Raw genomic sequence first — 13890 nt, 5'->3', positions numbered from 1 at the left:
ATTTGAATAAATCTGCAGAACCAACAAGCATGCTCATTGCGGTTTTAGTGCTGATGATTGCCATTCGCCTGTGCTGCTCGTTCTAAATCGTGTGCGCTCAGCTTGAACTTGAGCCAGGCCGGGATCACGGTGATGAGGGCAAAAACAGCGGTGATGTAAAAGGGCGCTTGCGGGCTGATTGCCTTCCACAAGAAGGATCCGAAGGCTGGAGCGGGCAGAGAGAAAATGCCCAGGCTGGCGTGGATCAACCCAAACCCTGTACCAAGCAACCTTTCCGGCAGCGCTTTGCTGAGCAACGATTGATAAGCGGGGGAGAGCAACCCAACACCAACGCCAAAAATGATCCAAGCGGCGGCGAAACCGATGAAGGCTTCCAGGTTGATCATCATGATCAGCGCCACGAATTCTAAGATAAACCCCAGGGCGATGGCGGCGCGCTCGCTGAACCGGTCTGCAAACCATCCGGCGGGAATGGTGGTCAACATCATGGCGATGCCAAAGAAGGAGGTCAGCCAGCCAATTTGCTGCAGATTCAGACCAGCGATGTCTTCCAGGTATACCGGCATCAGACGGAATGAGAGTGAAAAGGCGATATCGCGAACACCGTCGGTGAGCAACAGCCAGGTGAGCACGCCCCCAGCAATCGCTAACCCGAAAATGGTTTTAAAGTTGTTTCGCATTGTCTTAAACGAGAAGCTTTCTCGAGAAATGTCCGGATGCCTTTTAACAGCAATTTTTGACAGGAACACGCGGATGATCGTGGCGCAGATATAAATTGCTGCGGCAACGGTCAACATGATCCTGAAGCCATAGGTATCCGCCAGCCAGCCTGCCAGCGGCGGCCCGATCACCGTCACCACGGAGTAGATGGTATCGGTCATGCCGTAAACCTTGCCGCGGTGCTCTTCACTAGTCTCTTCAGCGATAAAAGCGCCGAAGCTGGGGCCAATCAGCGAACGCGTCATGGCATTCAAGCCCTCTGTCAGGTAGAGCCACTGCCAGGTGGGCACAAAGATCGGGCTGATGAATGCGCCCAGACCGATCACGCTGCCCAGGGCTACACTCCGCAGACGCCCGATGGTGTCCGAAACCCAGCCTCCCAGCACCTGCAGGATCAGGGGGATAATTTGTGAGACAGTGAAGAATATGCCAATTTGGACCACATCTGCCCCCAGGTAGCGCATATACAGCGGCAGCATGGTCATGTACATTTCGGAGGCAACGTTGGCAAATACCATCGCCACCATGAACACAATCAGGGTGTTGGAAAGAATGCGCTGTTTCGTTTTCTTCTGTAATATAGTGTTGGTTGTTTTCATGAAGTTTTAATGTCCTTAATGACCTGCTTTTGTCGCTTTGTTCATTGCGTGTTTTATCTAAGCGGTATCCAAACGCTCACCCGGACGCAGCTCAAATTCATAGGTGTCGGTTTGCCGGGCGATGTGCATGCCGGCTTTTTCATACAGGCGAGTCGCGTTGGTCGGGCTGGCAGCATCAACGATCAATCCGACGCGTTTGTTTCCACGGCGATAAAATTCAGCAAACGCTGTCAGTAATAACGCCATCCCCAGGCCCTGGTGGCGCCAGGGCTGACGGACACATAATTGAAAAACCCAGCCCATTTGCGGGTCTTCGACGGTTCTGGGATTGCAGCGAATGACGCCTGCAATTTGCCCCTCCGATTTTGCTAAGAACCAAAGTGTAGGGTCAAAATTCTTATCGGTTTGTAAATAGTGCTGCCATTCGACCAGGCGATCATCAATGGGTCGGTCAACATGACCCCAATGATCTTTAAATCCGTCATCTAATGCCAGTAACGCCGCTTTAAGTTCTGTGTTGATATCAATTGTCGTGACCTTGATTCCCTCAGGGAGCACGGGGGATTGGGGGTTGCTCCCCAGCTCAATTTCCATCCGGTAGAAATGTCTGACCAGGCTGAACCCATAGGCTTCCAATGTTTTTTTACGTTGCAAATCATTGTTCGGCGTGTAATGCATCATAACTACCCGGGATCCATCGGGAGCCAGGCTGATGCGTTCTCTGGCGCAGGTTTCAGCCCAGCTTAACAGGGTGCGAAACTGATCATCATCCCAATGATCAGGATGGAGTAAGCCATAAACGGACTTGTTGACATGCGGCTTTGAGCTATCCCAAACTTCAATGTAGCCGATAATCTGGCCTTGCTCATTTTCTAAAACACGCACCGTTTTCTCAACATCGAAACCTGGCGTCTTCCAGTCGTTGATCATGCTTTCCAGCTCAAATTCGTCATTCCCGGAAGTTGCCCGTGAACAAATATTAAACAGGTGCGTCACTTCCTGTGCATCTGCCAGGGTAAAGGGGCGCAGGCGTTTGATTGTTTTTGACTCCATTATTTCTCCTCCAGCTATTTTAAGCGGTAATGGTTTCTATGTTCAGCCTGGCATGATTTCGTTTTCAAAACTAAAAAAGCCAGTTAGCTGAGGGTCATCCCGTGGCTTCTGGCTTTCTGTCTGATTGGGTTATTCATCTTTGAGTTGAGAATAAAAAAGCCACGGGGTTTGGAGTGTGCCCGTGGCCAAGTACTGATTCAGGTAAGGCTACTTAAAAATAGGCGCACTCCGCGGTTGGCGATCGCGTCCGAAGGAATCGACGGTACGATACCGCAACACATGATTGTCAAAATGAGTTCTGTTCACGCGATTGCCTTCCTTTCTGATAAAATTCTATCTGAATGGTCTGATCTGCAGGCATCATTAATAACAGGAAAAGTGTATCACAGTTTTTTTAGTTCTGTCAAGGGGAAAATGGGGGAATTATCGTTTCTTAAGGAAACCCAGGTATACAACGACGATGATGCCTAAACCGCTGGTCAGAATTAACCCCAGTCCGAGGTTCTTCCCGTTGCTGAGAGCCCTGTGCAGCGCAGAAGGGGGCGTGGTTGGCGTGAGCGTTGGCATGGGGGTGCGAGTTGGAAAAGGGGTCATGGTGGGTCGTGGCTGGGTGGGGGTTGGGGTGGGTGGAGTGGGGGTGGCGGTGATCGTCGGTGTGACCGTCGGGTCAGCCGGGGGAATGATCACCAGATCCTGTCCTTCAAGGACCTGGGTGGTTCCCAGGCTTAATCCCGAGTTGGTTAAAATTTGATCGATCGGGATGTCATAGGCTTCGGAGATCGCCCACAATGTTTCTCCGTAGCGAACCGTATGGATGACGCTGCCGTCCGGATTGGGTGTGGCGATAATCACCTGCGAGGCTGAAACCAGCAGGCTGGGCGGACTGGAATCTGCAGGCTGTGCCGGGTTGTTGTTACTGCTGGCGGTGGTTGGCTGCCTGACTACGGTTTCGTTTGGCAAAACATTGAGGGTGTAATATACAATCCCGTTTGCGCTAGACACCCCTGCGCCCACCCTACCTGAGGCGTAACCCGTCATTGTCTGCAAATGAACCCAATCGGACCAAGTGGTGTAAACGCAATACTGGATGGACATATTGTTACCCATGGCAACGTTTTCTTTGATCCCATAGTCAAAAGAGGTTGTCCCATCCGCGCGGGTGTGCGTCCATTGCCCGATTGAAGCCATGTAATCGCTGTGACTTTGAGCAAAGCCCATCAGGTAATTATCAACGGTATAGGGAGCCAAACCCTGGCTTTGACGCAACTGGTTGACCGCGTTGATTAAATCCGCGGCTGAACCGGCCTGGGCGTGTGTCGGTTGAGGCTGAACAAAAAATGCCAGGATGAGTGCCAGGATTAGCAGGATCAACTGCTGCGTTTTTTCACGCATGGTGTGGTTATTATAGCTTGTTTACCTGAAAAGAAGAAAGCCCCGCAGGTTCTTATGATTCTTTTATGGGAAGTGGAGGAGTGCTCGCCTGTTTAGATCCCCGGTGTTGAGAAGATTGGACACAAACCCCGGGGGTCTTTGTTTGCGAGTTGGTTGGGGTTATCTTCAAAAGCGCGGACCGTTTTTCCTTTTCAGACCCCCGGGGATTTGATTGCGGGGTTGAGAAGATTGAACATAAACCCCGGGAGTCTTTGTTTGCGGGTTGGTTGGGGTAAATTTCAAAAGAACGAATTGCTTTTTCTCTTCAGATCTCCGGGGTTAAGCAAATCAAATAAACCCCGGGGGTCTTTTTTTACGCTTTAGCTGGCATTACTTCAAGGAGAGAAAACTGTTTATTACCTTCAGACCCCCGGGGTTTTCACGTGGGTCTTTGTTTGCGATTTGATTGGGGTTAATTTCAAAAGAACAAATTGCTTTTTTCCCTTTAGACCCCCGAGGTTTTAACATGGATGTTTGTTTGCGATTTGGTTCGGGTTAATTTTAAAAGAATGAATTGCTTTTTCTCTTCAGACCGCGGGGTTGAGAAGATTGGATATAAACCCCGGGGGTCTCTGTTTGCAGGTTGGTTAGGGTTAATTTCAAAAGAACAAATTGCTTTTTCCCCTTCAACCCCCTGGACCCCCGGGGTTTTAACATGGATGTTTGTTTGCGATTTGGTTCGGGTTAATTTTAAAAGAATGAATTGCTTTTTTTCTTCAGACCGCGGGGTTGAGAAGATTGGATATAAACCCCGGGGGTCTCTGTTTGCGGGTTGGTTGGGGTTAATTTCAAAAGAACGAATCGCTTTTTCTCTTCAGACCCCCGGGGTTTTCACGTGGGTCTTTGTTTGCGGTTGGTTAGGGTTAATTTCAAAAGAGAGAATCGCTTTTTCTCTTCAGACCCCCGGGGTTGAGCAAATCAAATAAACCCCGGGGGTCTTTTTTTACGCTTTAGCTGGCATTACTTCAAGGAGAGAAAACTGTTTATTACCTTCAGACCCCCGGGGTTTTCACGTGGGTCTTTGTTTGCGATTTGATTGGGGTTAATTTCAAAAGAACGAATCGCTTTTTCTCTTCAGACCCTCGGGGTTTTCACGTGTGTCTTTGTTTGCAGCAAGTTACGTCGATGCGATGCGGAAGAATAATGCTGACCCTACCCCCAGCCCTTCTCCCTGCCTGGGAGAAGGGAGCTGTTAGGTAAGGGGGTATCATCCGTTGACTGGCGACAAGAAGATTTATTTGCGAATCTTGTTAACCAGGCCGGTTAACCCGTTGACAGCCATGATGGAGACAAAGGCTGTTGTGCCCAGCTTACCGCCACATCCGCCCAGGAGCGGCGTGCTGAGAATGAACAGAAACCCGGTAAATAACCCGGCAAGCAGCATATACCAGAACTTTGGACTGCGCTTTTCATTTGACATACCGGTAAAACTGGCGCAAATGGCTACAACACCGAGCTGGGTGCCAATTCCTGGAACCAACACCGGCAAAGTTAACCCTGCCAATAAACCGATTAAAGTTGAGGCAAGAACAGGGCCTTTGCCGAGAACGGTGTTCAGGTAGAAGGTGAGGGGTGCGGCGATGAATGCTGTCAGTAGGATCCAAAGGCTGGTGTTCCAATTTGGAATTGGTGCGGTAGCGAAAGTTCCGCTCAACAGCAATCCGGCAGCGATCGCGCTTATAAAGCTCATCGCGCCTAATTTTCCACCAAACCCACCGAAAATATCCCGACAAATAACATATATAAGGCCTGCAATGGCGCTGGCTAGAATGATTCCATGGTATTTGGGAAATAAAGCAGCCGAAGACATGCCTGCGAAAGAACCGCAATAAGCAGGTACAGCGTATTTGGGGGCAACCACCACAGCCAGCAGACCGACCAGGGCAGACCCGACCACCAAGCCTAAACCAAGGTTGTTATTGAGGTAGAAACTTAATATACCGCCGACAAAAACAGCGATAAACTCAAACAGTTTTGTTGAGAAATCGACTGATCCAAAATCAGCCTTTAAAATCGTTTTTCCTTCGGTAAAAATTGTGAAGTATGTGCCAATGGCAATCAGAATTACAGCGATGCCTGCTGCCGGGTGTATGGGAAAGCTTTGAATAACGGCATTGACGAGCAGGACGGTCGCTGTAATTGTTAAAATGATAAAACCAATCACAGCTGAAATTTTTGTTGCATTTTTGTTCTGGGTTTTGGATGGCATAGCATTCCTTTCTATTAGGTTTCGATTTGATATAATTTTTACTGGCAGTGATGGACTTCAACCAGGTTGGCTCCATCAAAAGAGAATAACGACGATATCGATTTGCCAGGTGCAGTAACTCGCGGTGTTACCCGGTATTAATGGATGCTTTCATGGTTCCAGACCGGTTGTTTTTGGGTAACGCTCCGCGAATCCCCGCTCATTATAATGCAAGATAACGCAATTTTGGAATGAATTTCGGTGTAGATCAATTTAATGGACGGAAAGTTGGTCGGGATGAAGGGCATCTTTTTTTGCAGTTATATGCTAGGGAAGAGATGAGAATATTGAGGTAGAATCAGCCCTAATTGAGAAAATCGGAGGTTGTCGTCGAATGCTGGACATGAAATTGATCCGGGAGGAACCGGAACGTGTAAGAGAGGCACTAGAAAAACGCCATATGGACCCCTCGCCGGTGGATGATATTCTTTTGCTGGATGAACAGCGCCGTCAGTTGATCCAAGATGTGGAAGAGATGCGAGCTGAACGTAATCTTGTCTCGAAGGAGATTTCAAAAATTAAAGACCAGGTTCAGCGCAAGGAAAAGATTGAGGCAATGCGCCATCTGGGCGACCAAATTGATGAGACTGGCAACAGGCTAAAAGTGGTTGAGGGAAAACTCAACACTCTCGTTTCAGAGTTGCCTAACATCCCTGATCCTGATGTCCCCGTGGGTGTGGATGACAGCGACAATATCGTTATTCGTACGGTGGGCGACCTGCCAAAGTTTGACTTTGAACCCAAGCCGCATTGGGATTTGGGGCCTGAATTGGGCATCATCGATTTTGAGCGGGGTGTTAAACTGGCTGGATCGCGGTTTTATGTGCTCAGCGGTGCCGGAGCGCGCCTGCAGCGGGCGCTGATCTTCTGGATGGTTGACCTGCATATCCGGCAGGGATATTTGGAGAAATACCCGCCCCTGATGGTCAGGGGAGATATTTTATTTGGGTCGGGGCAGTTGCCCAAGTTCAAAGACAACCTGTATAAGGATCATGAAGAGGACCTGTGGTGGATTCCGACGGCTGAGGTGCCATTGACCGGTTTGCATATGGACGAGATTTTGGATGAAGAGCAACTTCCGTTGCGGTATACAGCGTATACCGCATGCTTCCGGCGGGAGAAGGTCAGTGCTGGGCGAGATGTACGCGGCATTAAACGCGGCCATCAATTCGACAAAGTGGAGCTGTACACTTATTGTCTGCCTGAAAATTCAGCCACTGAACTTGAGCGTATGGTTAGCGACGCCGAAGAGACGGTGGCTCTGTTGGGCATGCCTTACAGAGTGCTGTTGCAATCCACGGGCGATTTGGGGTTTGGGTCGCATAAGACCTATGATATTGAGGTGTGGGCGCCAGGTTGCGGGGAGTGGCTGGAAATTTCTTCAATCTCCATTGTTGGCGATTTCCAGGCGCGGCGATCCGGCATTCGATACCGACCGAGCGATGGAAAGAATACTCGCTTTGTGCATACCCTGAATGGCTCGGGGTTGGGACTCCCACGCACCTTAATCGCGGTGCTGGAAAACTACCAACAAGCTGATGGTTCGGTAGCGATCCCTGAGGTGCTGCTTCCGCTGATGGGCGGGGAAACCGTGATCAGGCGGGAGAGTTAAGGTTTGGGGCTGAAGAACAATTATTTAATAAATTATTAATCCCGGCGTCTTTATTTGCACAAGGTAAAGGATTGGGAGCGTCCGTTGGGGATTTTGAATTTCGGATCAACCCCGAGCCTGGCGGGCAAGGTACAGGGCAATCGAGCCAGCGACGGCTGCGTTTAGTGAATCGATCTGCCCCTGCATGGGCAGTCGCATGAGCAGATCGCACCTCTCCTTGACCAGGCGGCGTAAACCGCTGGCTTCGTTGCCGACCACCAATCCGATCCCGCCGCTCAGGTTAACTTTTTCGGGGGGTTGTGCCCTGGGGCTGTCCTCCAGTCCGATCATCCAACCGCCAGCCTCTTTCAGATGGTCCATAGCCTGGACCAGGTTGTATTGAGCGATCTGGAGCAGCTCAGTAGCCCCTGATGAGGCGCTGACCACGGCGGGGGTCACTGCGGCTGATCGTGCCAGGGGTAGGACAACACCGTGCACGCCAAAGGCTTCTGCAGAGCGCAGCAGGGCGCCTAAATTTTGAGGATCCTGCACCTGGTCTAAGAGGAGAACAAACACCGGTTCTCCCCGTATTTTGGCGGTATGAATGATGCTTTCCAGGTCTGAATAGGGATAGCTGCTCACATTGAGGGCGACGCCCTGGTGATGGGGGTCAATGCCATCTAAATTGGCTCGCATGACCTGTTCGATGGGAATCCGTAAAGCGCGGGCAAGGTGGATGATTTCGACCAGGCGGTCGCTGGGTTGAAGTTTTTCTGCCAGCCACAAGCGGTTGATCTGCCGTCGTTTGGATCGCAAGACTTCGTAGATCGGATTGCGCCCGGTGATCCACTCACTCACGGCTTACTCCCATCGCCAGGTTGAACCCTGGGGAGTATCTTCGATGATCACACCCAGCTTCATCAGCTCATCCCGCACGTGGTCTGATAATTCGTATAGTTTTTTCTGGCGCAGTTCTTTGCGCAGGGCAAGGATCAGGTCGATAAACGCGTCTGCGCCAGTGGTGGTCAGTTCGGGTGTTTTGAGCTCAAGACCGAGCACATCCGTCAGCAGTTTAAAGCCGGTTTGTGCAGGCGCCAGTTGTTCATCGGTGGCTTGTTCTGCACGAGCCTGGTTGATCGCCCTGACCAGGTCAAAAATGTGACCAAGAGCGCCCGCAAAGTTGAAATCTTCATCCATTGACTCGACAAAGCCCTGCTGTGTGGCTTCAAGTTGTTCAGCCAACACACCAAGGACGGCTTTGGACGCGCCAGCAGCTCCGGGCTGGGCAGGGCGCAGGGCAGAAAGGAGGCGTTCAAGCGCGCGCTGGTTGGCTTCAATGACTTCGCTGTTGAAGGTGAGCGGACTGCGATAATATGAACTGAGTACGAGCAAGCGGAGCACATCGCCTGAATACTCGTTCAGGAATTCGCTGATCGGCACCAGGTTTCCGGTGGACTTGGACATTTTTTCGCCCTTGAGCTGCAGCATGCCATTGTGCATCCAGTAACGAGCAAAGGGCTTGCCGGTGATGGCTTCTGTCTGAGCAATTTCGTTTTCATGGTGGGGAAAGATTAAATCGTTGCCGCCGCCGTGAATATCGATTTGTTCGCCCAGGTGGCTGAGATTCATCGCAGAGCATTCGATATGCCAGCCCGGTCGACCGGGTCCCCAGGGGCTGTCCCAGGCGAGTTCGCCAGGCTTGGCTTTCTTCCACACAGCGAAATCCATGGGGTTTTCTTTGCGCTCATCCACACGAATGCGGCTGCCTGCGTTCATTTCTTCCAGCTTACGCCCTGAAAGCTTACCGTAATCCTTGGCGGTTTCAACTCGGAAATACACATCACCATCAACTTCGTAAGCAGAGCCTTTTTCGATCAACTGGCTGACCATTTTGATGATGGTGTCGATTTCATTCGTGGCGCGGGGGTTTTCTGAAGCGGGCAGGATGTTAAGATCACGCAGGTTGTGTTTGAACTCTTCAATGTATTTTTCAGCCAGCTCAAAAGGGTCAACCCCCAGACGATTGGCACGATCGATGATTTTGTCATCCACATCGGTGAAATTCATCACATAGTTCACTTCATAACCACGGTAAATCAGGTAGCGGCGAATGATATCGAAAACCAGGGCAAACATGGCGTGTCCAACATGGGCGCTATCGTATACTGTTGGACCGCAGACATACATCCTGACCTTTCCCTCTTCGATGGTTTTGAATTCAGACTTGCTGCGGGTCAGGGTATCGTAAATTCTTAAAGTCATGCTGGCTAAACTCCTGTGCTATATTGATCCGGTAAATCGTCAGTTCAATCGGGCTTGGCGAAGATCATCCTGCCAGCCGCGGTTTGGAGAACTTTTGTGACGGTCACCCTGATGGTTTTACCGATAAAATCATGGCCATCCTCAACTACGACCATGGTGCCATCTTCCATGTAGCCGACGCCCTGGCCGTATTCCTTACCATCCTGGATAATTGCCATTTCAACTGACTCGCCGGGCAGCAGGATGGCTTTGACGGCATTAGCCAGCTCATTGATGTTCAGAACGCTCACGCCTTGCAGTTCAGCAATGCGGTTCAGGTTGTAATCGTTGGTCAGGATGGGACAATTCAATTGCCTGGCGAGGACCACCAGGCGATCATCCACCTCGCGCACGCCTTCCACATCGATATCGGTGATTGTTATGGGAATGTTGGGGTCTTTTTGCAATTCGGATAAGACTTCCATTCCCCGTCGACCGCGCTGCCGGCGCAGGTTGTCGGCAGAATCGCTGACATATTGTAATTCATTGAGCACAAAACGCGGTACAAGCAATTGACCGGGCAGAAAACCTGTGCGGGCGATGTCGTAAATCCGTCCATCGATGATCGTGCTCGTATCGACCAGGATACGGCAGCTATCGACGGTACTGGTCGAGTCAATAGACCCACCATCGCTGGCCCGGCTGCGGCTGCCGATCCGGAAAAAGGTGCGTAACTCCTTTTGACGGGCGACGAAAGTGATCAATCCCAGGTAGCCCAAAACGACTGCACTAATGACCGGTAAAATATTTCCGAAGGGGGGGCCCAACAGGGACATGGGGTAGGCAAGCAGGAGGGTCAGAACCAGCCCGACCACCAGGCCGATTATCCCAAAGATCAGGGTTTGTGCGGAAAGGTTACTCAGGTTTTTTCGTAGAGATTTAATTGGCTTGACGGTAATCCAGGGCGTAATGATGAAACCCAGTATTGCAAAAATTACGGCTGAACCAATTCGATATACAATGATCGGTAGAGGTTCTATGGACAGGCTACGTTGAAGCATGATCCCCAGATTATGTCCGAAGAAAGTACCGACCGATCCAAAAACAATGAGTCCAATAATACGAGAAATAAGTTCAATGGACATGATAAATGACTCCTTTTAAGGTGCAAAATAAAATAAATAATAACAGTGTTAATCATAACATGCGGGTTGAAATTAGTCAATTTTTTGCCTAAAACTATAAAATATTCTGATTAATCATAATAATTTCAAACTATCTGGTTAAATTATCGCCTCTGGAAAATCGAGCTGGTGACTCCCTCAACTTTCGATGTTTAATTGCAACCCGTCAGAAAAAAAGAAGGCTGTCCGATTTTTTAATTACCGGCTTTTAAAAAAATCAGAAAGGTTGACAGGGGACTCGGGTTCGTATGCGGATGAGATGGGTCAGGCAAATGGGGGGTAATTGGCTGTAGGCTTTTTCCGGGTGTTAATCAATCGATGCTGGATAGGTGTCCCGACATCCGGGTTGAGCAACAAACTCAACTGGGCTAATGCGTGGGAATCGTACAACCGGTGACCGCACAGGTCGCAAATCCAGGCGGGGAAGTCGGGCACTGTGATCAGGTCATCGCCAAGCCAGGTCATCAGGGTGATGGTTTGCCGATGCTTGCGTCCGCCCTGACATTTTTGGCATGGATAGGATTCATGATTCTCAGATGAATGTGTTTGCATGGGCATCCTTTGGCAATGATTTTATCACCAAATTGGTTTTTGAGAAGGAGGTCGTCATCAACGTCCTGATGCTGGCCAAAGCGGTTGGCAAGGCTGCTTTATTGAATGGCAGTGACGATACCCGAACTGCGTAACAGGGTTATCTCTGAGAGAGGCCAGTAAATCAGCAAAGCCCTTCCGACGATATCTTCATGGGGCACAAAGCCCCACATATGTGAGTCACTGGAGTTGTTGCGATTATCCCCCAAAACGAAATATTCATTTTGTGGAACGTCCCAGGTGCCGGTGTAACGCGGCGATTCTGCGATATAGGGTTCGTAGAGCGGCTGATTGTTGACATAAACGATGCCATCGGTAATGCGAACCTGGTCACCAGGAAGACCGATGACCCGCTTAATATAGTCCATGTCGCTCGCCCCAGGAGCATGAAATACAATGATATCGCCAATGGAGGGTTGACCAAAGGTATAGGCTACCCGGTTGACCAATAAGAATTCACCCTCTTGCAGGGTGGGCTTCATGCTGACATTTTCTACCCTCACCCGGGCAGAAAGGGCGTTGATGGCTAAAAACAGGACCAGAGCCAGCAGGATGGTTTCAACGGTGTCTATGAAAAACCCCAAACAGCCGGATCGTTTGGATTTTCCTGAAGATCCGTCGGCGGGATTAGCTGATGTTGGTTCGGATTGAAGAGTGTCTAACATTAAATTTTCTTTTTCTGCTTATTGAATTCCCATTATGCATGAGTTAATTATATCGTATCCCACCCGAAAGGGTGTTTATTCACGGCGTTTTTTCAGCACCAGGCGAATGGGCGTTCCAATGAAGAGATACTCCTTCCGGATCTGATTTTCAAGAAAGCGGAGATAGGAAAAATGTGCGTATTCAGGGTTGTTAACATACAGCATGAAGGTGGGCGGATCGTTTCTCACCTGGGTGCCGTAGTAAATCCTGAGTGAACGACCTGACCTTGATGGGGCAGGATGACGGTCCTGGGCAGCCTGGATAATCCGGTTGATTTGTGATGTAGACAGGCGTACCAGGCGCTCTTCCTGAACCCGGAGGGCAAGAGGGAGCACCCGGTCGACTCTCTGACCGGTGAGTGAGCTGATGAAAACCAACGGGATATAAGGCATAAAGTTCAGCTCTTGACGAATTTGTTCAGTGTACTCGTTGATGGTGTAGGTGTCTTTTTCGATCAAATCCCATTTATTGACAACCACAAGGGCGCTTTTCCACGCGTCTTTGATGTATCCGGCAATATGGGTGTCTTGTGCGGTAATTTTGGTGGTGGCATCGATGACCAGGATAGCGACGTCGGCGCGTTCAATAGCGTTCATACTGCGAATGACGCTGTATTTTTCAACGCCTGGTTCAACCTTGCCCCGACGACGGATCCCGGCGGTGTCAATCAAGGTGATGGGATACCCCTGGAATTCAAGCTTGGTATCGATGGCATCGCGGGTGGTGCCAGGGATTTCGCTGACAATGGCGCGTTCTTCGCCGATGATCTTATTCAGTAAGCTGGATTTGCCCACGTTCGGTTTGCCGACAATGGCAATCTTGGTAGAGAGGTCTTCTTCGGTATCCTCACCAAATTCTGCAATGTAGCGAACAACTTCATCCAATAGATCGCCCGTGCCGGTCCCATGTAGCGCAGAAATTGCGTAAGGATCGCCCAGACCGAGTTGATAAAAATCGGCTGCAACCTGGCGAATTTTGGCGCTTTCCGCTTTGTTGACCACCAGGATGACCGGTGGGTAAAGTCGCCCCTCGACGGTGCGCTGTTTGCGGCGTAAAATCTCGGCGATTTCCTGGTCTGCCGGTGTGATTCCCGCCTGACCATCAACGATGAACAGGATCAGGTCCGCTTCCTCCATGGCCCTTTCAGCATGGGCGCGGATTTCCTGGATGAACGCCTTAGATCCGATCGAAAGCGGGGCCTGGTCTTTGCCTTTGGTGGGGTCAATCCCGCCAGTATCCATGACATAGAAGTAATACCCGCTCCAATCTGCTTCTGCCATGAGGCGATCCCGGGTGGTGCCAGGAATCTCATCAACAATGGCCAGACGCTCACCGACCAGGCGATTGAAAAGAGCGCTTTTGCCGACATTGGGTCTGCCCACAAGGGCAATAACAGGTTTACCCATGGGTCGTGATTATACCTCACGCAAAAGGGGAGGGTGTAGAGGGCGAGACAGCTTAACTTTAATGTACGCTTTGGTCTAATAGGGTACCGGCTCAACGTGTGCTATCTCAGATGTAAAAAAT

At 50.2% G+C, this 13890-nt stretch carries 12 protein-coding genes; 2 read left to right on the top strand and 10 right to left on the bottom strand.

Going from position 1 to position 13890, the window contains the following annotated elements:
- Positions 1–44: 44 nt before the first annotated feature.
- The 4 genes from CFX1CAM_RS09160 to CFX1CAM_RS09140 form a co-directional block, all read right to left on the bottom strand.
- Positions 45–1319: an MFS transporter gene (locus tag CFX1CAM_RS09160; RefSeq protein ID WP_087862735.1), complete on the bottom strand. Its 1275-nt coding sequence runs from the start codon at positions 1317–1319 to the stop codon at positions 45–47.
- A 57-nt stretch (positions 1320–1376) separates the two neighbouring features.
- Positions 1377–2372: a GNAT family N-acetyltransferase gene (locus tag CFX1CAM_RS09155; RefSeq protein WP_087862734.1), complete on the bottom strand. Its 996-nt coding sequence runs from the start codon at positions 2370–2372 to the stop codon at positions 1377–1379.
- Positions 2373–2795: 423 nt separating this feature from the next.
- Positions 2796–3764, bottom strand: a complete 969-nt coding sequence (locus tag CFX1CAM_RS09150; RefSeq protein WP_087862733.1) for a CAP domain-containing protein — start codon at positions 3762–3764, stop codon at positions 2796–2798.
- Positions 3765–5037: 1273 nt separating this feature from the next.
- Positions 5038–6012 (bottom strand): hypothetical protein, encoded by a 975-nt coding sequence (locus CFX1CAM_RS09140; RefSeq protein ID WP_087862731.1) that lies wholly within the window; start codon positions 6010–6012, stop codon positions 5038–5040.
- Between the two features lie 373 nt (positions 6013–6385).
- Between CFX1CAM_RS09140 and serS the strand changes: the two genes are divergently transcribed.
- Positions 6386–7663: a serine--tRNA ligase gene (gene serS / locus CFX1CAM_RS09135; protein WP_087862730.1), complete on the top strand. Its 1278-nt coding sequence runs from the start codon at positions 6386–6388 to the stop codon at positions 7661–7663.
- A 105-nt stretch (positions 7664–7768) separates the two neighbouring features.
- Here serS and rlmB read toward each other — a convergent pair whose 3' ends face one another.
- The 4 genes from rlmB to CFX1CAM_RS09115 all read right to left on the bottom strand — a co-directional run bounded on the left by rlmB (position 7769) and on the right by CFX1CAM_RS09115 (position 11619).
- Positions 7769–8500 carry a 23S rRNA (guanosine(2251)-2'-O)-methyltransferase RlmB gene (rlmB, locus tag CFX1CAM_RS09130; protein ID WP_087862729.1) on the bottom strand — a complete coding sequence of 244 codons (732 nt, stop codon included), beginning with the start codon at positions 8498–8500 and terminating at the stop codon, positions 7769–7771.
- Positions 8501–8503: 3 nt separating this feature from the next.
- Positions 8504–9904 (bottom strand): cysteine--tRNA ligase, encoded by a 1401-nt coding sequence (gene cysS / locus CFX1CAM_RS09125; protein WP_087862728.1) that lies wholly within the window; start codon positions 9902–9904, stop codon positions 8504–8506.
- Between the two features lie 44 nt (positions 9905–9948).
- Positions 9949–11028, bottom strand: a complete 1080-nt coding sequence (locus CFX1CAM_RS09120) for a PIN/TRAM domain-containing protein (RefSeq protein ID WP_087862727.1) — start codon at positions 11026–11028, stop codon at positions 9949–9951.
- A gap of 303 nt (positions 11029–11331) precedes the next feature.
- Positions 11332–11619: a YgiT-type zinc finger protein gene (locus tag CFX1CAM_RS09115; RefSeq protein ID WP_157891817.1), complete on the bottom strand. Its 288-nt coding sequence runs from the start codon at positions 11617–11619 to the stop codon at positions 11332–11334.
- On the opposite strand from CFX1CAM_RS09115, the gene CFX1CAM_RS11640 reads away from it, so the two are divergent.
- The gene (locus tag CFX1CAM_RS11640) at positions 11604–11753 is read left to right on the top strand and encodes a hypothetical protein (RefSeq protein WP_157891816.1); all 150 of its coding nucleotides are present in this window, start codon (positions 11604–11606) and stop codon (positions 11751–11753) included. The two genes, CFX1CAM_RS09115 and CFX1CAM_RS11640, sit on opposite strands and share 16 nt — an antisense overlap.
- On the opposite strand, the gene lepB is transcribed toward CFX1CAM_RS11640, so the two are convergent.
- Complete coding sequence (gene lepB / locus CFX1CAM_RS09110; RefSeq protein ID WP_087862725.1) at positions 11718–12323, bottom strand: signal peptidase I; 606 nt, start codon at positions 12321–12323, stop codon at positions 11718–11720. The two genes, CFX1CAM_RS11640 and lepB, sit on opposite strands and share 36 nt — an antisense overlap.
- A gap of 75 nt (positions 12324–12398) precedes the next feature.
- Complete coding sequence (gene der, locus CFX1CAM_RS09105; RefSeq protein WP_087862724.1) at positions 12399–13769, bottom strand: ribosome biogenesis GTPase Der; 1371 nt, start codon at positions 13767–13769, stop codon at positions 12399–12401.
- Positions 13770–13890 lie beyond the last annotated feature (121 nt).

Source organism: Brevefilum fermentans, assembly GCF_900184705.1.
Taxonomy (GTDB): Bacteria; Chloroflexota; Anaerolineae; order Anaerolineales; family Anaerolineaceae; genus Brevifilum; species Brevifilum fermentans.
Note: the sequence above shows the minus strand (reverse complement) of the source record. Positions and strands in the feature narration are given on the sequence as shown.